17 protein-coding genes are annotated in these 21,849 nt (G+C 66.9%); 6 read left to right on the top strand and 11 right to left on the bottom strand.

Annotation, left to right across the window (positions count from 1 at the left end; genetic code table 11):
- The first annotated feature begins 4 nt into the window (after positions 1 to 4).
- The gene (thrC, locus tag ACFWNN_RS36350) at positions 5 to 1,261 is read left to right on the top strand and encodes a threonine synthase (RefSeq protein ID WP_382444484.1); all 1,257 of its coding nucleotides are present in this window, start codon (positions 5 to 7) and stop codon (positions 1,259 to 1,261) included.
- On the opposite strand, the gene ACFWNN_RS36345 is transcribed toward thrC, so the two are convergent.
- From ACFWNN_RS36345 to ACFWNN_RS36300, 10 genes are all read right to left on the bottom strand, one after another.
- Positions 1,258 to 4,038, bottom strand: a complete 2,781-nt coding sequence (locus ACFWNN_RS36345; protein ID WP_382444483.1) for a DNA internalization-related competence protein ComEC/Rec2 — start codon at positions 4,036 to 4,038, stop codon at positions 1,258 to 1,260. The genes thrC and ACFWNN_RS36345 overlap by 4 nt on opposite strands.
- Before the next feature lie 672 nt (positions 4,039 to 4,710).
- Positions 4,711 to 5,412 (bottom strand): helix-hairpin-helix domain-containing protein, encoded by a 702-nt coding sequence (locus ACFWNN_RS36340; protein WP_382444482.1) that lies wholly within the window; start codon positions 5,410 to 5,412, stop codon positions 4,711 to 4,713.
- A gap of 87 nt (positions 5,413 to 5,499) precedes the next feature.
- Entirely contained in the window at positions 5,500 to 6,393 is an 894-nt protein-coding gene (locus ACFWNN_RS36335) for a DegV family protein (protein ID WP_382444481.1), read from the bottom strand.
- Positions 6,394 to 6,413: 20 nt separating this feature from the next.
- Entirely contained in the window at positions 6,414 to 7,127 is a 714-nt protein-coding gene (gene octT, locus ACFWNN_RS36330) for a diglucosylglycerate octanoyltransferase (protein WP_382444480.1), read from the bottom strand.
- Entirely contained in the window at positions 7,124 to 7,729 is a 606-nt protein-coding gene (locus tag ACFWNN_RS36325) for a histidine phosphatase family protein (RefSeq protein WP_382444479.1), read from the bottom strand. Before ACFWNN_RS36325 ends, octT begins: the two co-directional genes overlap by 4 nt.
- An 8-nt stretch (positions 7,730 to 7,737) precedes the next feature.
- Positions 7,738 to 8,121 (bottom strand): ribosome silencing factor, encoded by a 384-nt coding sequence (gene rsfS / locus ACFWNN_RS36320; RefSeq protein ID WP_045316502.1) that lies wholly within the window; start codon positions 8,119 to 8,121, stop codon positions 7,738 to 7,740.
- 141 nt (positions 8,122 to 8,262) lie between these two features.
- Positions 8,263 to 8,466 (bottom strand): cold-shock protein, encoded by a 204-nt coding sequence (locus ACFWNN_RS36315; RefSeq protein ID WP_030468099.1) that lies wholly within the window; start codon positions 8,464 to 8,466, stop codon positions 8,263 to 8,265.
- Positions 8,467 to 8,551: 85 nt separating this feature from the next.
- Positions 8,552 to 9,133, bottom strand: coding sequence for a nicotinate-nucleotide adenylyltransferase (nadD, locus tag ACFWNN_RS36310; protein WP_382444478.1), 582 nt, complete (start codon positions 9,131 to 9,133; stop codon positions 8,552 to 8,554).
- A 182-nt stretch (positions 9,134 to 9,315) separates the two neighbouring features.
- Positions 9,316 to 10,485 (bottom strand): cytochrome P450, encoded by a 1,170-nt coding sequence (locus tag ACFWNN_RS36305; protein ID WP_382444477.1) that lies wholly within the window; start codon positions 10,483 to 10,485, stop codon positions 9,316 to 9,318.
- A 16-nt stretch (positions 10,486 to 10,501) separates the two neighbouring features.
- Entirely contained in the window at positions 10,502 to 11,797 is a 1,296-nt protein-coding gene (locus ACFWNN_RS36300; protein WP_382444476.1) for a glutamate-5-semialdehyde dehydrogenase, read from the bottom strand.
- Positions 11,798 to 11,830: 33 nt separating this feature from the next.
- On the opposite strand from ACFWNN_RS36300, the gene ACFWNN_RS36295 reads away from it, so the two are divergent.
- The 5 genes from ACFWNN_RS36295 to ACFWNN_RS36275 all read left to right on the top strand — a co-directional run bounded on the left by ACFWNN_RS36295 (position 11,831) and on the right by ACFWNN_RS36275 (position 20,424).
- Positions 11,831 to 13,918, top strand: coding sequence for a RecQ family ATP-dependent DNA helicase (locus tag ACFWNN_RS36295; protein WP_382444475.1), 2,088 nt, complete (start codon positions 11,831 to 11,833; stop codon positions 13,916 to 13,918).
- A gap of 95 nt (positions 13,919 to 14,013) precedes the next feature.
- A complete protein-coding gene (locus tag ACFWNN_RS36290; RefSeq protein ID WP_382444474.1) occupies positions 14,014 to 15,474 on the top strand; it encodes a PIN-like domain-containing protein in 1,461 nt (486 codons plus the stop codon).
- Between the two features lie 63 nt (positions 15,475 to 15,537).
- Positions 15,538 to 18,063 (top strand): ATP-binding protein, encoded by a 2,526-nt coding sequence (locus tag ACFWNN_RS36285; RefSeq protein ID WP_382444473.1) that lies wholly within the window; start codon positions 15,538 to 15,540, stop codon positions 18,061 to 18,063.
- Positions 18,060 to 19,805 carry a DEAD/DEAH box helicase family protein gene (locus tag ACFWNN_RS36280; protein WP_382444472.1) on the top strand — a complete coding sequence of 582 codons (1,746 nt, stop codon included), beginning with the start codon at positions 18,060 to 18,062 and terminating at the stop codon, positions 19,803 to 19,805. Before ACFWNN_RS36285 ends, ACFWNN_RS36280 begins: the two co-directional genes overlap by 4 nt.
- A gap of 25 nt (positions 19,806 to 19,830) precedes the next feature.
- On the top strand, positions 19,831 to 20,424 hold the full coding sequence (locus tag ACFWNN_RS36275) for a hypothetical protein (RefSeq protein WP_382444471.1): 594 nt from the start codon (positions 19,831 to 19,833) through the stop codon (positions 20,422 to 20,424).
- Between the two features lie 59 nt (positions 20,425 to 20,483).
- Here the strand turns inward: ACFWNN_RS36275 and ACFWNN_RS36270 are convergent, their stop codons facing one another.
- Positions 20,484 to 21,722 carry a DNA cytosine methyltransferase gene (locus tag ACFWNN_RS36270; RefSeq protein WP_382444470.1) on the bottom strand — a complete coding sequence of 413 codons (1,239 nt, stop codon included), beginning with the start codon at positions 21,720 to 21,722 and terminating at the stop codon, positions 20,484 to 20,486.
- Between the last annotated feature and the right edge of the window lie 127 nt (positions 21,723 to 21,849).

The following is a 21,849-nucleotide window of genomic DNA, read 5'->3' as shown; positions in this document are numbered from 1 at the left end:
CGCGATGACTGCTGTCACTGTGCCCACGAGCACCCAGTTCGACCTCGGCCCGGCCCGCGCGCTGCTGTGCCGTGAGTGTGGAAACGAAACCCCTCTCGCTCCTGAGTACGCCTGTCTCGAGTGTTTCGGGCCGCTGGAAGTGGCCTACGACTTCGGGAAGATCCGGCGCGAGGACATCGAGGCCGGCCCCAGGTCCATCTGGCGCTACCGCGGCCTCCTCCCCGTTCCGTCCACTGTGGAGCAGCACCCGAACACCGATCCCGGCGGCACCCGCCTGGTCGAGGCGCACAACCTCGCCAAGGCCTTGGGCGTCCGCAAGATCTGGGTGAAGGACGACACCGGCAACCCCACCCACTCGTTCAAGGACCGCGTCGTAGGCGTCGCGCTCGCCGCCGCCCGCGAACTCGGCTTCAAGGTGCTGGCCTGCCCGTCCACCGGCAACCTGGCGAACGCCGTCGCCGCGGCCGCCGCCCGTGCCGGCTGGAAGTCCGTCGTTCTCGTCCCCTCCAACCTCGAACGCGCCAAGATCCTCATGAGCGCGGTGTACGAAGGCGCCCTGATCGCCGTCGACGGCAACTACGACGACGTGAACCGCCTCGCCCAGGAGCTCGCCGCGGAGAACGAGGACTGGGCGTTCGTGAACGTCAACGTCCGCCCGTACTACGCGGAAGGCTCGAAGACGCTCGGCTACGAGGTCGCCGAACAGCTCGGCTGGCGCCTGCCCGACCAGATCGTCGTGCCGATCGCGTCCGGCTCGCAGCTCACCAAGGTCGACAAGGCGTTCCGCGAACTCGGCCAGCTCGACCTGGTGGAAGCCTCGCCGTACAAGGTGTTCGGCGCGCAGGCCACCGGCTGCTCCCCGATCTCCGCCGCCTTCAAGGCGGGCCACGACGTCATCCGCCCGGTCCGCCCGGACACCATCGCCCGGTCCCTGGCAATCGGCGCCCCGGCCGACGGCCCGTACGTGCTCGACGCGGTGCGCCGCACCAACGGCGCCATCGAGGACGTCACCGACGAAGAGGTCGTCGAGGGCATCAAGCTGCTCGCCCGCACCGAGGGCATCTTCGCCGAGACCGCCGGCGGCGTGACCGTCGCGACGGCGAAGAAGCTGATCGAGACGGGCAAGCTCGACCCCGACGCCGAGACCGTGCTGCTCATCACCGGCGACGGCCTCAAGACCCTCGACGCCCTCGGCGACACGATCGGCCCGCGCGCGACGGTCCCACCGTCGGCCGAAGCCGTCATCAACGCCCTGGGCTAGTCACCACCTCCTCTCACCCGGACGCCATCTCCCCGCCTCACAGGGAGATGGCGTCCGTCTTGAGCCACCCCGTGCGCGGGAACCGTTCCAGGCCTTCGACCACGTGCGGCCCGACCGGCGTCACCTCGGCCCGCCACGCCACGATTCGTTGCGGCCACGGGGCTTCCGCCTTCAACGCGTTGTAGTGGTAGTCGTGCCACACGTCCGGCGCGATCCGCAGGGCGTCGTCGAACACGTGCTCCGCCGCGAGGTCGTACGCCGCCTCCGGCGACTCCGCCTTCGTCGGTGCCAGCACATGCGTCATCACCGCCTTGTACGTGACGGCGCGCGTGCCGTCTTCGAGCGATTCGCAGATGTAGTAACCGAAATCGGGTTTCAGCTCGTCGTGCGGCCACGGCGTGGCCGCGTAGTTCGTCTGCCACAGCGCCCACGCGAGTCCCGGCGTACCACCGGGAATCGGGTAGCGCGCGTTGAACAACCTGACCCAGACCATCTCTTCTCCTTCGTACGATTCGATTCCCCGGCAACACCGCCAGGTCTCCGTCCTTGTCCGTGCGCAACACCAGCGCGCCACCCGTCCGCAACACGTCCACGACGTGCTCGCTCGGATGCCCGTACCTGTTGCCCGCGCCGACACTCACCAGCGCCACCCGAGGCCGCACGGCCCGCAGGAACGCGGGCAGCGAGTACCGCGACCCGTGGTGCGGCACCTTGAGCACCTCGGCACGCAGGTCCCGCTCCCCCAGCAACGCCGCCTGGCCGGCCAGTTCGACGTCCCCGGTGAGCAGCACCCGGCCCGCTCGCGTGTGCGCCCTGAGCACGAGCGAGTAGTCGTTCACCGTCGTGTTCCCGTCCTCGGCAACCGGCGGCCTCCGAGGTCCCATCACCTCCATCTCCAGTCCTGGCAAGGAAAACCGCTCCCCCGCCTGCGGCTCGACCACCCGCACGTTCTGGGCGCGGGCGAGCCGGCTGACGTCCCGCCACGCCCAGACGGGCTCCTTGAGCGGCCCGACCGCGATCGCCCCCACCGCACGCCCGGTGAGCGCGGCCTCCAGTCCGCCGACGTGGTCCGCGTGCAGGTGCGTCAAGACCAGCAGCGGAATCTTCTTGATTCCCAACGTCTTCAGGCACCGGTCGACCGCACCGGGATCGGGCCCGGTGTCGACCAACACCGCCGTGTCGGGCGCGTCGGTGGCCAGCACCAGCGCGTCGCCCTGGCCCACGTCGCAGCTGACGACCTTCCACCCGTCGGGCGGCCACACCGGCGCCACCACCCTCATGGGCACCAGCACCACGAACCCGCCGACGAGCACCGCGACGACCAACGTCCGCGTCTTCCTGAACCGCAACAACAACACCACCGCAGCAGTGGCCGCGGTCAGCGCCACCGCCCCGACCCAGCCGTCGGGCCAGCCGACCGCCGCCCCCGGCACCGACGCCGCCTGCCGCCCGACCAGAACCAGCCAGCTCACCGCGGGCCCGGCCACGTGCGTCACGACCTCGGCCGCGGCGCCGCTGACCGGCGCGACGGCCGCCGCCACCACCCCCAGCACCGTCGCCGGCGCGACGACCGGCCCGGCGACCAGGTTGGCCACCACCGAGACCAGACTCACCTGCCCGGAGATGCCGGCCACCAACGGCGCGGTGGCCAGACTCGCCGCCGTGGGCACGACGATCGCCTCGGCCAGCCCGTTCGGCACGCCACGCCGTTTGAGCGCCCGCGCCCATCCCGGCGCGACGAGCACCAGCGCCGCAGTGGCCACCACCGACAACGCGAACCCGGGCTCACCACCCAGCGCCGGATCGTGGAACACCAGCACGAGCACCGCCGCCGCCAACCCAGGCACCGCCGACCGCTGCCGGCCGAGCACCAACGCCAGCAACGCCACCGCACCCATGACCGCAGCGCGTAACACACTCGGCTCCGGCCCGGCCAGCACCACGAACCCGACCAGCGCCACGAACGCCGCACCCGCGGCCGGCCGCGGCCCGAGACGCCGCGTGAGCAGGTAGACCGCGCCACTCACGATCGCGAGGTTCGCCCCGCTCACCGCGAGGAGGTGAGCGAGCCCGGCCGTCCGGAACTCGTCCTCGATGCGCGGCACCATCTGCTCGGTGTCGCCCACCACGAGTGCCGGCAGCAGCCCGGCCTCTTCCTCGTCGAGCACGCTGCTGGCCTGCCTCAGGCCGTCGCGGAGTTCGGCGGCCCAGCGCTGGTAGGCCGGGGGTGGTTGCGGGTTCTGCGGAGGTCCGCGCACCCGTAGCAGGGCTGAGGCCAGGTCGCCGCCCCTGGGTGGGGCGAGCGTGCCCTTGACCGTGACCTTCTGGCCCGGCAACAGGTCCCGCCACTTGTCCGCCGGGGCCAGCACCACCAGGTGGGCGCCGTTGGCCGTTGCTTTGATCACGACGTTCTCGACGCCTGCCTGGGTGCCACCGAAGCCCTCGGCTCGGATTCCTTTCGGTCTGGTGGTGAGTTCGGCGGTGAGGGTGGTGCTGCGGCCTTCGTTCGCGGCTTGGCGGAGGGGGTGGGTCTCGGCTCGGTGGACCGCCGCGCCCACCCAGATCGCGGCCGCCGGGCCGGAGATCAGGAGGGCTATGGCGCAGGTTCTGGTCCACCAGGCTCTGCGCCAGGCGGCGAGGCCGATGGTGCCTGCCGTCAGGCCGGTCAGCACGGCTGTCTGCCAGCTCAGGAAGAGGCCGGCTGCGGCCGTGGCCCAGACTGCGGCGGCTGCCGGGACCAGGCGGAAGTCGTGGGAGGTCGGGAGTTTGCTAGCCATCTCGGGCGCTCGTTCGCAGTGGTCGCTGGATCACGGCTGTGGATGGGTGGGGCGGGCGAGAGCGCGGGGGCGCGGGGCCTGGGAGGGCGGGGCACGGGTGGGAAGCGCGAGCTGGGTGGGTGTCGGTCGGCGGTCTCGGGTCGCGGCTGGGGCTGCCTTGTCGGGGGCGGGGCAGGGTGTGAGGTTTTGAGGCTGGGCGGTGCGGGAGTGCGCGTGGGTGGAGGTACAGGCGTCGGAAGGTGGGGTGGTGCCAGGCGGTCTCGAGGTGGGCGTGGCTGGTGATGCGGACGGACGACATCGCTGACTCCGATCGGTGAGTGGTGAGGTGGTGAAGGGCGCCGGATTTGGGGCACGCCAGGGTTGAAGCGCTTCGAGGCGTGGAGCGCGGCAAGGGTGAAGCGTTCAGGGGTGGGGAGCGGCAGGGTTGGAGCGCGCGGGTTTTGGAGCGGGCAGGGCGTGGAGCGAGGCGGGGTGAAGCGCGCCCAGAGTGGGGACCGGGGCGGGGTTGGAGCGGGGCGGAGAGCACGGCGCAGGTTGGCGGTGCCGCTGGCAGCAGGCCGTGTGGGGTGAGCGGGCCTGCTGCGGTAGGCAGAACTGGCGGGTGGACAGGCCTGGTGGGCGGCGGGCGGGCGCGCTTGTTAGCTGGGGCGGGGCGAGTGGGCTTGGCGGTGGTTAGGTGTGGACCAGCTCTGCGAGCCTGGCCAGCTTTGAGTCGCCTATGCCTTCTACGTCGCGGAGTTGTTCGACCGCGGTGAAGGGGCCCTTGCGGGTGCGGTGGTCGACTATGCGTTGCGCCATCACCGGGCCTATGCCGGGGAGGGCGTCCAGTTCGGTCGTGGTGGCGGTGTTCAGGTTCAGCTTGGGCTGGGTGCCTGGGGCTTGGGGAGCGCCTGCTGCGGCTGGTGGGGGTGGGATGCCCACCGCTATCTGTTCGCCGTCGGTGAGTTTGCGGGCGAGGTTCAGGTTGTGGAGGTCGGTGCCCGGCTTCATGCCTCCGGCCAGGCGGATGGCGTCGGCCACGCGGGCACCGGACGGGGCGGTGATCAGGCCTGGGGTGGCCACCTCGCCGATCACGTTCACGACGAGGTCCTCGGCTGGGGCCGAGGTGCTCACCAGGGCCAGGTCCGGGGCGGGTTCGGCGGCGGGGCTCTGCCACCAGCTGCCCAGGCCTATCACCGTGCACGCGACGGCTATGCCCAGGGCCAGCAGGCCCCGGCGCGGGAGGGCGGGCAGGCGGAAGCGGCGGTGGGGTGGGGCGGTGTCGGCCGAGTCCTCTGATCGTGCGTGGACCAGGGTCGGGTCGGCTCTCACCTTGTCGGCCAGGGCGGCCAGGCGTTCGGTCGGGAGGGGGTCCTGGTGGGGGCGGGGGGACATGCGAGCGACGTTACGGAGCGGGGTGGGTGGGGAGGTGGGGTTGGCTCCGGGGCTGTGGATTACTCGCGGGTTGTGGACAGGTCGCGATCACTCGCCGGTCGGGGGCGCGGAATTGTCGGGGGTCTGTGGGATGCTGTCGGGTCCTCCTGGCAGCACCACGACGCCCAGCACGCCCGGTCCGGTGTGCGCGCCGATCACGGCGCCGACCTCCGAGATCACGCAGCCCGTCGAGCCGGGCAGCCGTTCGTCCAGGCGGGTCGCCAGCTCCGCGGCACGTTCCGGCGCGGCCAGGTGGTGCACAGCGAGGCCGACGGGGCCGTCGCCCGCCGCGGCCGCCGCCAGGTCGACCAGGCGCCCGACCGCGCGGCCCATCGTGCGCACCTTCTCCAGCGGCACGATCCGGCCGTCGTCCATGTGCAGCAACGGCTTCACGGCCAGCGCGGTCCCCACGAGAGCCGCCGCCGTACCGATCCGGCCACCCCGGCGCAGGTGCTCCAGCGTCTCCAGGCAGAAGAACATCCGGGTCTCCGCCGCCGCCGACGAAGCCGCCTCCTCGACCTCGGCGTGCGAACGCCCGGCAGACACGGCCGCGCACGCGCGCAGCACCGAGAACCCGAGCCCCATGCCCGTCGACCGCGAGTCGACCACGCGGATGCGGGCCGGATCGATCTCCTCAGCCGCGAGCCGCGCGGCCTCCCACGTCCCGGACAGCTCACGAGAAAGATGCACGGACACCACCGCGTCAGACGACGACAGCGCCTCGCGGTAGACCGCGGCCATCTCACCGGGTGTGGGCCGCGACGTCGTCACCCGGCGGTGTTCGGCGAGGGCGGCGGCCAGTTCGAACGGTCCGAAGTCGACACCGTCGAGACGTCCGGCACCGTCCACCGCGACGTGCAACGGCACGACGGTGATCGCATGGCGCTTCGCGAACCCCTCGGGCAGGTATGCCGTGGAGTCGGTGACGATGGTGATGCGCACGAGCGACGAGCCTACGGGGCTCACTCCTCCGAGCGACTCAACGCCACGGACGAGATGAGCTCCGCCATCGCCGCACCCACGAGTTCGTGCCCTTCCCAGCCCCAGTGCATCCCGTCCGGATTTCCGGCTCCGGATCGCACGTGCTCGCCGATCACCGAGGGCAGATCGAGCAGCGGAACCCCCGCACCCGCGGCCCAGCCACGCACGTGCGCCACCGCGGCCGCGTGCCCCTGATGCGCGTACGCGTACGTCTCAGCGCGATGCACCGACGGCACGATCCCGACCGCCGGCATCGTGTACTGGAGGTTCCGGACGGACTGCAACATGTCCTTCAGGTACCGCGCCGTCAGTGCCGGCGGCAGCGACGCACGCGTGTAAGGCGCCAACCGAGGCTGCACGGACTGATAGCGCGCACGAACCCAACGCCGCAACCAGTCCGGCCGCACATAACGCAGCCCCTCGCGCAGGTACGTGGGCAACGGTGAGGGCAACGTGTCCATGCTCCCCACCGCGAACACCAGCACGTCCGTGCGCGGCAGCAACGACCAGATCCGCGGGTCCCCGGTCAACGCCCACCAGGCGTCCCGCGCCGTCCACCCGAAACCGGCCGCGAGCTCCGCCGACCCACCCAGCCGCTCGGCACAGATGTTGTGCCACAGGCGCGGGTGGTCAGCGGGCAGCGGTCCGGACGGCCCGAAGAACGACAGCGAGTCCCCGAGGACCAGCAGTCTCAACGCGTGGTGCCCGCGTTGTACGACGTCAGCCGCCACCGGTCGTTGCGGCGGGTGAACACCGTCCAGTGGCAGTTCGAGATCCCGCCGAGCTGCGACCAGTTCTCCACCGGCAGCTCCAGCAGTCGCCCGGTCAACGCGCTGATCAGGCCACCGTGCGCGCACAGCATGACCGTCTCGGAGAACTCCGCGTCCACCTCGTGCACGACCCGGATGGCGCGCTCGGCCACCTCGACCCGCGACTCGCCGTCCGGCGGCGCGAACGTCGGGTCGGTGCGCCAGACCGCGACCTGGCCGGGCCACTCCTGCTCGACCTCGGCGACGTTGAGGCCCTGCCACTTGCCCAGGTGGGTCTCGCGCAGCCGTTCGTCGATCCGCAGCGGGATGTCCGTCGACGACGTGAACACCCCGGCGGTGTTGCGGGCTCGCTGCAGGTCCGAGGCCACGACGATCTCCGGCGCGAACCCGGCGAGCACCGGCACGGCGAACCTCGCCTGGTTCAGGCCGGTCTCGGTGAGAGCCGAGTCCAGATGACCCTGCAGGCGACCTGTCGCGTTGTAGTCGGTCTCACCGTGCCGCCACAGCACGAGCCGGCTCAGGGCCATCCGCTACCTCATTCAGCCGTCGAGTCGGCGGGGACGTCCGCCTCGAACTCGATCCGCGGGCAGTCCTTCCACAGCCGCTCCAGGCCGTAGAAGCTGCGCTCCTCGGTGTGCTGCACGTGCACGACGACGTCCACGAAGTCCAGCAGCACCCACCGGCCCTCGCGAGCCCCTTCGCGGCGCACCGGCTTCGTGCCGGCCTCCCGCAGCTTCTCCTCGATGTTGTCGACGATCGCGCCGACCTGCCGCTCGTTGGGAGCGGACGCGATCACGAACACGTCCGTGATCACGAGCTGGTCGGAGACGTCGAGCACCGTCACGTCGTGCGCCTTCTTGTCGGCCGCTGCGTTCGCCGCGACCAGCGCCAGCCGTCGTGCCTCGTCGGTGGCTGCCACGTCACTCCTCTGACTTCCGGCGGGCGTCGATACGCCCACACGAGTTACTGAGGGTACCGGCGTGCGCCAACGGGTACTTCACACGCAGGCATGACGAAGGCCACCTCAGCGCCCTGAGGTGGCCTTCACCTGCGCCGAAGCTTAGAGCGGGCGGACCTGCTGGGCCTGCGGCCCCTTCTGGCCCTGGCCGACCTCGAACTCGACCTTCTGGTTCTCCTCGAGCGAGCGGAAACCCTTGGACTGGATCTCCGAGTAGTGCACGAAGACGTCTGCCGAGCCGTCGTCGGGCGCGATGAACCCGAAGCCCTTTTCGGCGTTGAACCACTTCACGGTGCCTGTAGCCAAAGTCTTGCCTTCCACGAACCAGCAACAACCCGCTGATTGTTGCTCCCCGCGCGCTCGGATGCACGCAAAATCCACTCGAACGTGGTTACGACTCGGAGTACAGGCCTGTTTTCGCGATGTACTGGACCACTCCGTCGGGCACGAGGTACCAGACCGGCTGACCCGACGCGGTCCTCGCACGACAGCCGGTTGACGAAATGGCCATGGCCGGGACCTCGACCAACGACACGGAACCGGGCGGCAGGTGACGGTCGTTCAGCGTGTAGCCCGGACGGGTGACTCCGATGAAGTGCGCGAGGTCGAACGCGTCGGCGGCGCGCTTCCACGACAGGATCTGCTCCAGCGCGTCGGCGCCGGTGATGAAGAACAGGTCGGCGTCCGGGTACTGCTTCTTGAGGTCCGTGAGCGTGTCCACGGTGTAGGTGGGGCCGTCGCGGTCGATGTCGACCCTGCTGACGGAGAACCGCGGGTTCGAGGCCGTGGCGATGACCGTCATCAGATACCGGTCCTCGGCCTCGGAGACCTCCCGCGACGCCTTCTGCCAGGGCTGACCCGTCGGCACGAAGATCACGCGGTCCAGGTCGAACCTGGCCTGCACCTCGCTGGCGGCCACGAGGTGGCCGTGGTGGATGGGATCGAACGTGCCACCCATGACGCCGATGCGCATCGAAACAGCGTAGACCGGCGTTGTGCTGCTCCCGAAGACACAACGCCGGTCGTGCTGATCACACCGAACGGCTCAGGGGGAGGACGAGCCGTGCGGGTCGCGGCTTACCCCGAAGCAAAGCCGCGCGCACTGGAGGAACGCGCGGGCCGGTCCTCCATGACGCGACTCGCCCAAGATTTTTCTCACCAGGCCACGGCGAGCTTCACCGGGCCTCTGACCAGCGAACCCTTGCGGAACTCGACGGGTTCGGCGAGCCGCAGTCCCGGCATCCGGCGGGTCAGCGCGCCGAGCGCGACCTGGAGCTCCATCCGCGCGAGCTGCGAACCGAGGCAGAAGTGGATGCCGTGGCCGAACTGCAGGTGCTGGCCGACCTCACGCTCCAGGTCGAGTTCTGCGGCGTTGGTGTACATCGACTCGTCGTGGTTCGCCGACGACACGACCACCAGCACGGCGTCACCCTCCTTCACGAGCGCATTGCCGACCTGGACGTCCTCGGTGGCGATGCGGGTGAAACCGGCGCCCGCGCCCAGCGGGATGAACCGCAGCAGCTCCTCGACGGCGTTCGGGACCTTCTCCGGGTGTTCGTGGAGATCCTTCACGGCGTCCGGGTGGTCGGTCAGGGCGACGACGCTGTTCGCGATCATGTTCGCGGTCGTCTCGTGCCCGGCGACGAGGAGCGTGATGCCGAACCTGACGAGCTCGTCCTCGCTGAGCCTGTCCTCGTTGTCGCGAGCGGCCACGAGCGCACTGATCAGATCGTCCGTGGGATGCGCACGGCGCTTGGCGACCAGCTCGGTGAAGTAGCCGTGCAGCTTGATCATGCCGTTCATGGCTTCTTCGGGTGAGAGGCCGCCGACCGTGGACAACACCTGGTTCGACCACGTGCGGAAGTCGGCGCGGTCCTCGAACGGCACCCCGAGCAGCTCGCAGATGATCGTGATCGGGAACGGCATGGAGAAGCCCTCGACCAGGTCACCGGGGTTGTCCAGGCCGTCCAGCAGCTCGTCGGTGATCCGCTGGGCGCGCGGCCGCAGCTCCTCGACGCGGCGCACCGTGAACGCCTTGGAGACCAGCCGGCGCATGCGGGCGTGGTCTGCGCCGTCGTGCGTGAGGATCGAGCCACCCGGTGCGATGAGCGGTTGCATCCTCGGGACGTCCCGGTCGACCGTGCGCGCGCGGCTGAATCTCGCGTCGCCTAGGACGAACTTCGTGTCGTCGTAGGACGTGACGAGCCAACCCTCGCCGCCGTAGGGATACGTCACGCGCGTGACGGGTTCATCACGCCGTAGACGTTCATAGGTCGGATCGAGGGTCAGCCCGGCAGCTTCGGAGAACGGGTAGGTGGGAGCCATGTCTCCGAACGTAGAGCTACGCCTTGGGGCGCGTGTGGCCTTCTCCCCACACGACCCATTTAGAGGAAGTCAGCTCGGTCAGGCCCATCGGACCGCGGGCGTGCAGCTTCTGCGTGGAGATGCCGATCTCCGCGCCCATGCCGAACTCCGCGCCGTCGGTGTACGCCGTGGAGGCGTTGACGAACACAGCAGCGGCGTCCACACGGGCCGTGAACCTGCGTGCGGCCGTGACGTCATTCGTCACGATGGCCTCGCTGTGGCCGGAACCGTACGTCGCGATGTGCTTCACCGCGTCGTCCAACGAGTCGACGACCTTCGCCGAGATGTCGAGGCTCAGGTACTCGGTGCCCCAGTCCTCGTCGGTGGCGGTCAGCACGTCCGACTGCTGGGCGAACTGCTCGTCGCCGTGGATCGTGACGTTCTCCTGCTGCAACGCCTTGGTGATGCGCGGGACGAACTCGTGCGCGACGTCCTTGTGCACCAGCAGGGACTCCGCCGCGTTGCACACGCTCGTGCGCCGCGTCTTGGCGTTGAGGACGATCGCCTCGGCCATGTCGAGGTCGGCGTTCGCGTCGACGTAGACGTGGCAGTTGCCGACGCCCGTCTCGATCGTGGGCACCGTGGCCTGCTCGACGACGGCGTTGATCAGACCGGCGCCGCCACGCGGGATGACCAGGTCGACCAGGCCGCGCGCGGTGATGAGGTGGGTGACGGACGCGCGGTCGTGGCACGGCAGGAGCTGCACGCTGTCGGCCGGCAGGTTCACGCTTTCGAGTGCGTCGCGCAGGATGCCGACGAGCGCGGTGTTGGAGTGCTCGGCGGTCGAGGAACCCCGCAGCAGCGCGGCGTTGCCGGACTTGAGAGCGAGGCCGGCGGCGTCGACCGTGACGTTCGGGCGGGCCTCGTAGACCATGCCGACGACGCCCATCGGGACGCGGACCTGCTTGAGCTCGAGGCCGTTCGGCAGGATGCCGCCGGTGATCACCTGACCGACCGGGTCTGCCAGTCCCGCAACGGTTTCCAGGCCTGCCGCCACGCCTTCGACACGGGCTTCGTTCAGGGTGAGACGGTCGAGGAGGTTGGCTGGGAGACCCGCTGCCTTGCCCGCTTCGAGGTCCTTCTGGTTGGCCTCGATGATCTCTGGCGCGCGCTTGCGCAGCGCGGCGGCCATCTCCAGGAGCGCGGTGTCCTTGCGCTCGCGGGTGGCGAGGACGAGTTCGTCGGCGGCGACACGGGCGCGGCGAGCTGCCGCGTGCACCTGGTCGCGCAGGTCATCAGTCACGCCACACAGCTTACGACCTGCGACAATCACAATTGTCAGAGTGGCCTGGCAAGCTTGCTCCCCATGGACGACATCGCGTTGCGAGAACTGGCGGAGGAACGGCTCCGGGCACTGGCGGGCCCGGAGGCGGTGCTGCGCGAGGACCAGTGGACCGCGATCCACACCCTCGTGGCCCAGCGCCGCCGAGCTCTCGTCGTCCAGCGCACCGGCTGGGGCAAGTCGGCCGTGTACTTCATCGCGACGGCGTTGTTGCGTCAGCTCGGTGAGGGCCCCACGGTCATCGTGTCGCCGTTGCTCGCGTTGATGCGCAACCAGATCGACGCGGCGGCGCGGGCCGGTGTGCACGCGGTGACGATCAACTCGGCGAACCCCGGCGAGTGGGACGCCGTGCAGGAGCAGGTCGCGGCCGGCGAGGTCGACGTGCTCCTGGTGAGCCCGGAGCGGTTGAACAACCCCGACTTCCGCGACTCGGTGCTGCCTTCGCTGACGGCGTCGGCGGGCATGCTCGTGGTCGACGAGGCGCACTGCATCTCGGACTGGGGGCACGACTTCCGGCCCGACTACCGGCGACTGCGGACGTTGCTGACGGAGCTGCCGGCGGGCGTGCCGGTGCTGGCCACGACGGCGACGGCCAACGACAGGGTGGTGCACGACGTCACCGAGCAGCTGGGGCTCGGCGCCGACGAGGGCACGCTGGTGTTGCGGGGTCCGCTGGACCGGGACAGCCTGCGGTTGTCGGTCGCCCTGCTGCCCACGGCGGAGTCGCGGCTCGGATGGCTGGCCGAGCAGCTCGAACGGCTGCCGGGGTCCGGGATCATCTACACGCTCACGGTGGCGGCGGCGGACGACATCGCGGCGTTCCTCGCCTCGCGCGGTTTCGCGGTGGCCGCGTACTCGGGCAAGACCGAGCCCGCCGAGCGCGAGCGGGCCGAGGAAGAACTGCTGGGCAACAAGGTCAAGGCGCTGGTGGCGACGTCGGCGCTGGGCATGGGGTTCGACAAGCCGGACCTGGGCTTCGTCGTGCACGTGGGCGCGCCGTCGTCGCCCATCGCGTATTACCAGCAGATCGGTCGTGCGGGCCGCGGCGTCGAACGGGCCGAGGTCGTGCTTCTGCCCGGCCACGAGGACCGGGACATCTGGGCGTACTTCGCGTCGCTGGCGTTCCCGCCGGAAGTGGTGGTGCGTCAGGTGTTGTCCGCGTTGGACGGCGCGGGCAGGGCGTTGTCGACGGCGGCGCTGGAACCGATGGTCGAGCTGTCGCGCGGCAGGCTCGAGGTGGTGCTGAAGGTGCTGGACGTCGACGGCGCGGTGCGGCGGGTGAAGGGCGGCTGGGAGTCGACGGGCAGGCCGTGGGAGTACGACGGCGAGCGGTACGCGCGCATCGCGGAGGCGCGCAAGGCCGAGCAGCAGGTGATGGTCGAGTACCTGCGCACCGACCAGTGCCGGATGAAGTTCCTCCAGGACCAGCTGGACGACCCGACGTCGCACGCGTGCGGCCGTTGTGACAACTGCACGGGCGAACGCCTGTCGGTCGAGGTCTCCGAGGTGGCGGCCGAGGCCGCCCGCGAACGGTTGCTGCGTCCCGGCCTCGACGTGGCGCCGCGCAAGATGTGGCCGACGGGCATGGGCGCGATCGGCGTCCCGCTGTCCGGCAAGATCCCGCCGTCCGAGGTGGCGGCCACCGGCAGGGCGCTGGGCCGCCTCACCGACATCGGCTGGGGCAACCGCCTGCGCGACCTGCTCGCGGACGGCACCGCCGACCGCGAGATCCCGGACGACGTGTTCGCGGCCTGCGTGAAGGTGCTGTCGGCCTGGGGCTGGGACGAGCGCCCGGTCGGCGTCGTGACGATCGGGTCGCGCCGCCGTCCCCAGCTGGTCGGCAGCTTCGGCCAGAAGATCGCCTCGATCGGCCGGCTGCCGTTCCTCGGCACGGTGTGGCTCGGTGAGTCGACGCACCGGGCCAACAGCGCCCAACGCCTCGCCGGGCTGGTGCGGACGGGCGAGACCCCGGATCTGTCCGGTGTGGACGGTCCCGTGCTGGTCGTGGACGACCACATCGACACCGGCTGGACGATGACGGTGGCGGCACGGCTGCTCAGGAAGGAGGGGGTCTCCGCAGTCCTTCCGTTCGCGCTCGCGGTGACGAACTGACGGAATCGCGAGTTCAACACCTTCCGTGGCCAGCAGTTCACGTTTATGGCCAAAACAGTTCATAAGCTCGCCGAACTGAGGCATTCTTCAGGGCTGTGACCGACGACTCGGACGAACCGTCGCTGCTGACGCTGTACCAGGCATGGATCGGCTCCCCAGCGGGCGGCCACACCACAGCGCCAGAGCAGTTTTACCGCAGCGCCTTGATCGTGCTGGACACCAACGTGCTCCTGGATCTGTACCGCTACACACCGTCAGCAAGGGACCAGGTACTCGCGGCACTCGAACTCGTGTCGGCCCGCTTGTGGCTTCCCTATCAGGTTGGGCTCGAGTTCGTGCGGGGGCGCCCGAAGGTCATCAAGGACAGGGTCGACGACCTCAAACATGCTGGAACCCGGGTCCAGAATCATCTGGAGAGCGCCTGGAAGAATGTATCGGCCGCAGTAAAAGAAGTCAGTCAGCTCCTAGACCAATACGCTGCGGACGAAGAGGGGCAGTCTGAACTCAGCACGCTCATCAATCGAAATCGCTTCCAAGACATGATGAATTCCTGGAAGCGAGAACTTCTTGGCCGCGTCACTGACCTCACCGACGCTCAGGACATAGCTCTCAGCACTCTGGCCAGCGGCTCAGACAGCGTCCTTCCTCGCGTGTCCAAGCTCTTCGGAGACCGCCTCGGCGCCCAACCGCACCCCAGCAGAGTTCGCGAGCTCGTCGACGAGGCCATTACCTACCGCTACCCGAACGAAATCCCACCGGGCTTCAAAGATACCAGGAAGAACAACGCTACAGACCTTCAGATTGCAGGCGACTTCCTGCTGTGGGACGAGATGGTGAGTCATGCGGCTACGCTCGCTCAGCCGCGTCTGGTGCTCCTCGTCTCACGTGACACAAAGGAAGATTGGTACCAGACCGGCGTCCCAGGACAGCCCGACCGCCCTTGGCCTTCACTGCTGGATGAGATGCAAATAAGAGCTGACGCGGCACTCTTCATCACACATCCAAAGGATTTCTATAACGGAATCCGCGATTATCTTCAAGCGGACATCAACACCAAGACTGCTGAAGAAATCAGTCGCGCCGCCGACCAAGACATCGAGCTGACTGCACTGACATACGATCCCGTCTTCAACCAGGACGCACCAGCGCGCCAGCCCCCAGCAGGCCTCGCACTTGAGGCATACAGGGCAACCCCACTGGTCTCGACCGTAATTCGAGAAGCGCTCGAAGACCCGACACACCGCCCTTTCCAATGGTGGTTGATCGGACTGACCGCGAACCTCGGCCTCCGCACTCAGCGGGAAGACGAACCTCCGGTCGACATATCAGCTGCTGTGATCTCCTCCCTGCCTCCCGCTCCAGACTGGCGACCAGGCAGCGAACTTCCTCTCGGCGAGTGGCCTTTCCGCAGCACAAGCTGGGTCGCGCCCTGGTTCGCCCAGATGGTGAAAACAACGCCAACCGCAGATCGTGTGACTCTGCTCAGGCTCGCGGTAAGGCAGCTCAAGCGGCAAACGGGTGAATCGGAAGGCAAAACCCAAGACAACGTCCCCTAAGGACACCTAGGCTGGACCGCCTTCGCCGTGATACACCCGCCACCTCGTTAGGACCTTCCGGAGATGCCGCACAAGCTCCTTGACATCACGCCGACGACTCAGGTCCTGATCGCACTGACACGCACACCGATCACTCCAATCGACGCCATCAGTGAACTTATCGATAATGCCGTCGACTCATTTCACGCTGCCGAGGTTCAAGGCATACGGTCACAGGTCCGGCACGTCGTCATCGACGTTCCGGGCCTGACGCAGGTTGATCGCGGAGAGGGCCTGATCCGCGTACGCGACACAGGTGCCGGCTTAACTGCGGAGCAAATCGGCCACGCTATGCAGGCGGGCTTCTCGACTAAGAACCCGTTCGACACGCTCGGCCTGTTCGGCATGGGGTTCAACATTGCAACAGGAAAGCTTGGGCGAATTACGCGAGTCATCTCCGCGCGCCCAGGCGACGAGAAGGCAGTGGAGGTCGTTCTCGACCTGGACGCGCTAGTCAAGTCGAACAAGTTCGCGGTCAACGCCGAACTAGTCGACAAGCCAGCCGGCCTTGAACACGGCACCATCGTCGAGGTCCGCAGCTGGTGGCCCCCAGGCGACCAGAACGCAGGTTTCATCCGAGACGTGGCCAAGATGCCCAAACGTACCCTGCGCGAACGAATCGGAAGGCGTTACGCCACACTCATCCGCGGAGATCACCGGCAGCCTGTCAAGATCACCGTCAACGGCGCGGCTTGCACTGCGTTCGAACACTGCACTTGGTCGGAAACCCGTTTCGTCCAGCGCACCGGCCACGGTCAGATCCCTGCACGGATAAGCATTGACGAGGAACTTGGCAGTTCTCGTAGATGCACACACGATGGCGCCGACTTCGACGGACACAGCAGCTGCCCTCGTTGCGGCGGCACCGAGAGCCGCGAGTTGTCTCAGCGCGTTCACGGCTGGCTCGGCATCCAGCGCTTTGACGACAAAGACAAGTTCGGTATCGATCTCATCCGGAACGGGCGGGCGATCCGGGAGGCCGAGAAGGACTCCTTCTTCGAGCATGCCGACAAAACAACTGGCCATCGGGAGCGCGAGTACCCAATCGACCAGCAGTACGGCAGGATCGTAGGCGAGATTCACCTCGATCACGTACCCGTCGACTTTCAGAAGCAGCATTTTCAGCAGGCCACCGACGAGTGGCAGACGGCCATGGGATTTCTCCGCGGCGACTCGCTACTCCCCAGCAAGTGGCTAGGCGAAGACCAGAACGACTCACCGGTCTCCAGGCTCTTTCAGGGGTACCGCAAGGTACGAAATTTTGGCACCGCTGACATGTACATGGGCCGATATGACACCCTGAAGAAGAAGGCCTCGAGAATCCCGAGAGAAATTGAGGAGGATTACTACGAGCGGTTTTTGAACAAAGAACCTGGTTTCTACGACGACTCCAAATGGTGGGAACTGGTCGAATCTGCCTCCGAGCCCCCGATCGAGGCGCTGCCCGAGTGTTCGCTTTGCGGATTTCAGAACGTCAGCGACGCGGAGACCTGCGGCAGCTGCGCTGCAGTTCTGATCGGGAAGCCGTGCCACAACGACGACTGCAAGGAAAGAATCCTCAAGTCAGCTGACACGTGCCCGGTGTGCGGCGCGGATCAGACGGTGCAGGTGCTTCACCCATGGCATTGTGTCTTCTGCGAGCAGGAGAACAGGGCTGATACCGAGCGCTGCGGCACTTGCGGCACTCTGGCAGGAGCGCCACATCCCGCAAGCCCCGAGGTGCTCCGCCTCGAGTCGGATCTGCGGGAAGAACTTGGCATCCGCGGACTGAGCATCACCTTGGCCAATGGCACGAAGACCAATCCGATTGACATCTTCGTGCACTCGTCCCACCGTCCGATCGTCGCGGCACATGGCCGGCCGCCAGTGCCTCTGATAACCGCCCACAAGCCCGGCAGTTTGACGATCTACGCGGACCTGAACCACGACGTGTTCACCAGCAACGGTCTCCGGCCCGAGTACCTGATCGCTTCCGAAGCGGCCCAGTACGTCTACGCGCTGCATCCGCGACTGCAGGGCAAACCAGGTCACACCGTCGCCGTGCTGACAAGTGACCTGCTCGTGCAGGGTTGGGGGGACACCGTGGTCGACAACCCGGACTCAGTTCGGGACGACATCAAACGCCTGTTCGCCGAGATCACCGAGCGGGTACTGGACATCTCGCAAGCCCCAGACTTCTACGACGATCTCGACGTTGGCCAGCAACGCATGATGGCGAATGAAATGATCAGCGCAGGCGTGGATCTCCGGGAGATCGAACGGCTCAAGTCAGGTGCGTATTTGAAGTACTGCAGCCGTGACGCACTGGCCGCGTTCTTCGGGCGGCACCCGCAAGAGTGGTTCAACGGCAAAGTCTGGAGCGAGCCCTGGCCCGAAGGCGCTCTGCTCGGCCTAGTCGTTTCCGAGAAGCTGCAAGAAGAGTTGAAGATCAAGTACCTGCGTTGCCTGGAGGACTGCGCCTCTTACCTCCGCTATGAACAACCTGAGCAACTGCTAGTCATCCGGGCGCGGGCAGCCGCGGAGTTCTTGAACGGCAAGCTCTCGCCATGACTCAGCGGATCGCCGTAGCTCTCCACCTGGCGGGATCGGGCTGGAGAGCGTTCGAACGGACGGTGGAACGCCTGCTCATCGCCAAGGGCTATGAAGGCGTTCAACGCGTCGGCGCCTCCGGAGACGGTGGAGCAGATGTCATCGGCACGTTGAACAACCGCCGATGGCTGTTCCAGGTCAAGCGCTGGAAAACAGCCATCGGCCCAGCGGTTGTAGATGAGACGATCGAGGCGTGTCGGCGATATCAAGCCGACATCCCGGTCGTAGTCAGTCTCAACGGCTTCGAGGCCAGCGTACGCGGACAACAGAACGCCTTGGCCGCAAAGGGAATCCCGCTGCAGCTCTGGGATCGGAGCGCCTTGCTCAGGCAGGCTGAACTCGTTCCCGCTGCTCCACTGTCTCAGCGTTCGCAGGATCGGTTTCAGTTGCGGTCATACCAGGACCAGGCAGTAGACCGGATCATGACGGAACTCGTCAACGGCTCACGGAGCGCACTCGTCGTGCTCGCCACCGGTCTCGGCAAGACCTTCGTCGCGGCCGAGTTCTATCGGCGCTTCGTCTCCTTGCGACCGGGAGCGAAGGTCCTTGTCCTGGCGCATCGCAACGAGCTCGTGTACCAGCTTGAGCGATCCTTCTGGCCGATGCTTCCCGCGTCTGCCGCGACAGGCGTCTGGAACGGCCACGAACGTCCTGGCTCCGCAACACTCGCCGACCTCGACGTGGTGTTCGCATGCGTGGACAGTGTTGCGTCATACGTAGCGCAAGGACGCGAGCTGCCAGATTTCAAGCTGGTCATCGTGGACGAGTGCCACCACCTCGGCACAGGAACCTACGACGCCGTCCTGGGCGAGTTGTCAGCCGGGAACGGCGGCGCGTTTCTCGTGGGCATGACGGCAACGCCGTGGCGACCGGATGGCAAAACGCTCCAGCAGTGGTTCGACTACCCAGTCGTTGACATCGATCTCGTGCGAGGCCTGCGCGAGGGTTACCTGGCCAACGTCGACTACCGCATGTTCACCGACAACATCAACTGGGACAAGCTGGCTCAGGGCCTGCACGGCGCAGACGTCACCCTCACGCCGCGCGGAATCAACCGGACGATCTTCATTGAGGAGTGGGACGACGCCGTGGTGGAACGGCTCGCCGACGCTTGGCGCGAGGTGCCTCAACCCCGCGCAATCATTTTCTGCGGCACGATCGACCACGCAGAGCGAATGTCTGCTCGTATCAATGCACTGGGATTCACGCGGTCAGATGTAATCGCTTCCCGAACTAGCGACGGACGTTCCGTCGACGTTCCTACCAGAAGCCGGGTTCTTTGGGACTTCGCGGAGGGTCGCACTGGCGCGCTGTGCGCGGTCGACATCCTGAACGAAGGCGTCGATGTACCTGACGTCAACATCGTCGTCTTTCAGCGAGTGACCCACAGCCGACGCATCTTCGTGCAGCAGCTTGGCAGGGGTCTGCGCCTCGCCCCTGGCAAAGACAGGGTGACCGTGCTGGACTTTGTTTCCGACATCCGGCGCTTCGCCGCCGGTCTCGATCTGCAGAGCAATCTGAACAGCAAAATTGCTGGCTACAACCCCAGGGTAAAGCTTGGCAACAAGGTGACTTTCATGCGATCCGGCACCGTGGATGAGCAAGGAACTCAATTCCTCCGGGAGTGGCTGGGAGATCTCCAAGCGGTGCAGGACGCCGGCGAAGATGTGCACGTGCTCAAGTACCCGCCCGACCTTTCATGACAATCCACGCAGAAAGGCCATTAGCTTGACCGCATCTCGGCGTCCCCACGACGACTGGAACCGGCTGAAGCCGGACACCACGGAAGCCGTGGAAGATCTTGCACGCCAGCTCCGCAGCGGCACTTCGTCAAGCCAGGACCTGCTCGACACGTACCTATACGCGAAACGTCTACTTGCCGAGTCCATGCAGGCGTTCATCAGGACGAGCCTTCCGGAGCGATGCGAAGAGTTCCACCAGCTACGCGACCAGCTCGCTGAGCAGATGCAGCTGTGGTACGGCGACCGGCTCCCCGAGAGCTACCTGAGCGTGCCGTACGGATTCCGGGTTCACGAGGAGTTGTTCAGCATCCTGTTCCAGCGCATGGGCCAGAACGTGGAGGCTGCCCTTCTCCGAGTAGTGACAGGCGACTCGGTCCACACCGAACGCCGAACACGTGAACTGCGCGAGTTGGGCATGGCGGTCACCAGCTACAAGGCGAACGACATCGAGTACTACTGCCTCAAGTCGCTGGATCTGGACCACGGGATGATCAACTCAATTATCTTGAAAACCGCAAAGAAGAAGGGCTTCAAGCCCGTGGCGGAAAAAGACCTGAAGGCAGTCCTCGGCGAAGGCTAGACCTACCGCTCGGACTGTGGGTTCGCTCCGGTAAGCTTGCTGGAGCGAACCCACAGCAACTAGCTGATCTTCGCGCGATGCTTCATGAACAACTCGTGACGAAGATGGTCGTCCTGACCAGTGAACGCCTTGATCGAACCGAGCTTGTACGCGATCGATGATCCATCCCTGGTCTCGACCTCGAAGTCACGGCGGAGGTCGGCGATGGCGCGCTCCAACTCATAGGTCTGAAGAGTCCGCCCGACAGCCTTCTCCAACTGCCGGTGAGTCATGTACTCGCCTGATTCCCTCAACGCCCGGTAGAGCGGGTTCTGGTCGGTTTGGATCTTCCGATCCCGGATTTCACCTTCCATGTTCAGCGCCGCCTTGATGCGTCGCCCGATGGCTTCAGCAACCGGCGGAGGGAACGCGTTACCGATCTGACGATACCGGGAGGTCTTGCGGCCTTCGAAGATCCACTCACCGTCGTGCCAGCCCTGAATCCGGGCGACCATCTCGCAGGTCAGCTTCGGGCCGACCTTGAACTGATCCCCGGGCTGCGGCGGTGCGTCGGCAACGCCCATCGCATCGACACCGAGCTCCGCCCACGCGCGTTTCGCCCGTGTCGGGCCTAGGTCTGCACCGCCGTGTTTCTTGGAGCCTCCGACAATCGTGGGAGCGATTCCGTTCGCCTTTGCAGCCCACTCCTCAGCGCCCTCCCAGCCGTCAGCGGCCATGAGGTCCTTGAGCGTCTCCCCCACCGTCGGCGCCGCACCGGCTGGCTCCGGCCAGGCGAAGTACGGCGCGTACTTGTTCTGCAGCGCAACGAGCACGAACCGCGGTCTGAGCTGCGGAACCCCGAAGTCTGATGCCTGCAGCAAGCGCCACTCCGCCACATATCCCATGTCCGTGAGCCGGTCCAGGACGTGCTGACGGTACCCAGCAAACCGGGGCATGCTGAGGCCCCGGACGTTCTCAAGCATCAGCGCACGTGGCATCACCACGTCACAAAGTTCTACGGCCCAAGCGAACAGGTCGCGTTCATCGTTGGCGCCCAACTGCTTGCCCGCGATACTGAAGGGAGGGCATGGCACGCCGCCGGCAAGCAACGAGACGCCGATGTGTTCCATGGGCGCCCACACCGAGGGGTCTGCGACGTCCCCAGTTGCCACTACGTCTGACCTGAGGTTCTTACGCAGGGTCGCCGAGGCGTTCACGTCCAGCTCAACCGCCAGCCGATGCTTGAAGCCCGCCTTCTCAAGGCCAAGTGCCTGACCGCCTGCGCCAGCACAGATCTCCACTACTTCGAGACTCTGCACGAGCACCCCTTTCGCGCCCAAAGGTGATCAGACAAGCAACGCGGTGCAGTATCGTCCACCGACAGCCGGTAGCCGTACCCAACCTGCGCATGAGGCTCTGTCACTTGTCTGATAAATGCGGGGGCGC

Source organism: Lentzea sp. NPDC058450 (assembly GCF_042721395.1).
GTDB lineage: Bacteria > Actinomycetota > Actinomycetes > Mycobacteriales > Pseudonocardiaceae > Lentzea.
This window is presented reverse-complemented; position numbering and strand designations above follow the sequence as displayed.

Coding starts and splice junctions, on each gene's coding strand:
- thrC (WP_382444484.1), top strand. CDS start 5: ATGACTGCTGTCACTGTGCCCACGAGCACCCAGTTCGACCTCGGCCCG.
- ACFWNN_RS36345 (WP_382444483.1), bottom strand. CDS start 4,038: ATGGCTAGCAAACTCCCGACCTCCCACGACTTCCGCCTGGTCCCGGCA.
- ACFWNN_RS36340 (WP_382444482.1), bottom strand. CDS start 5,412: ATGTCCCCCCGCCCCCACCAGGACCCCCTCCCGACCGAACGCCTGGCC.
- ACFWNN_RS36325 (WP_382444479.1), bottom strand. CDS start 7,729: ATGGCCCTGAGCCGGCTCGTGCTGTGGCGGCACGGTGAGACCGACTAC.
- nadD (WP_382444478.1), bottom strand. CDS start 9,133: ATGCGCATCGGCGTCATGGGTGGCACGTTCGATCCCATCCACCACGGC.
- ACFWNN_RS36305 (WP_382444477.1), bottom strand. CDS start 10,485: ATGGCTCCCACCTACCCGTTCTCCGAAGCTGCCGGGCTGACCCTCGAT.
- ACFWNN_RS36295 (WP_382444475.1), top strand. CDS start 11,831: ATGGACGACATCGCGTTGCGAGAACTGGCGGAGGAACGGCTCCGGGCA.
- ACFWNN_RS36285 (WP_382444473.1), top strand. CDS start 15,538: ATGCCGCACAAGCTCCTTGACATCACGCCGACGACTCAGGTCCTGATC.
- ACFWNN_RS36280 (WP_382444472.1), top strand. CDS start 18,060: ATGACTCAGCGGATCGCCGTAGCTCTCCACCTGGCGGGATCGGGCTGG.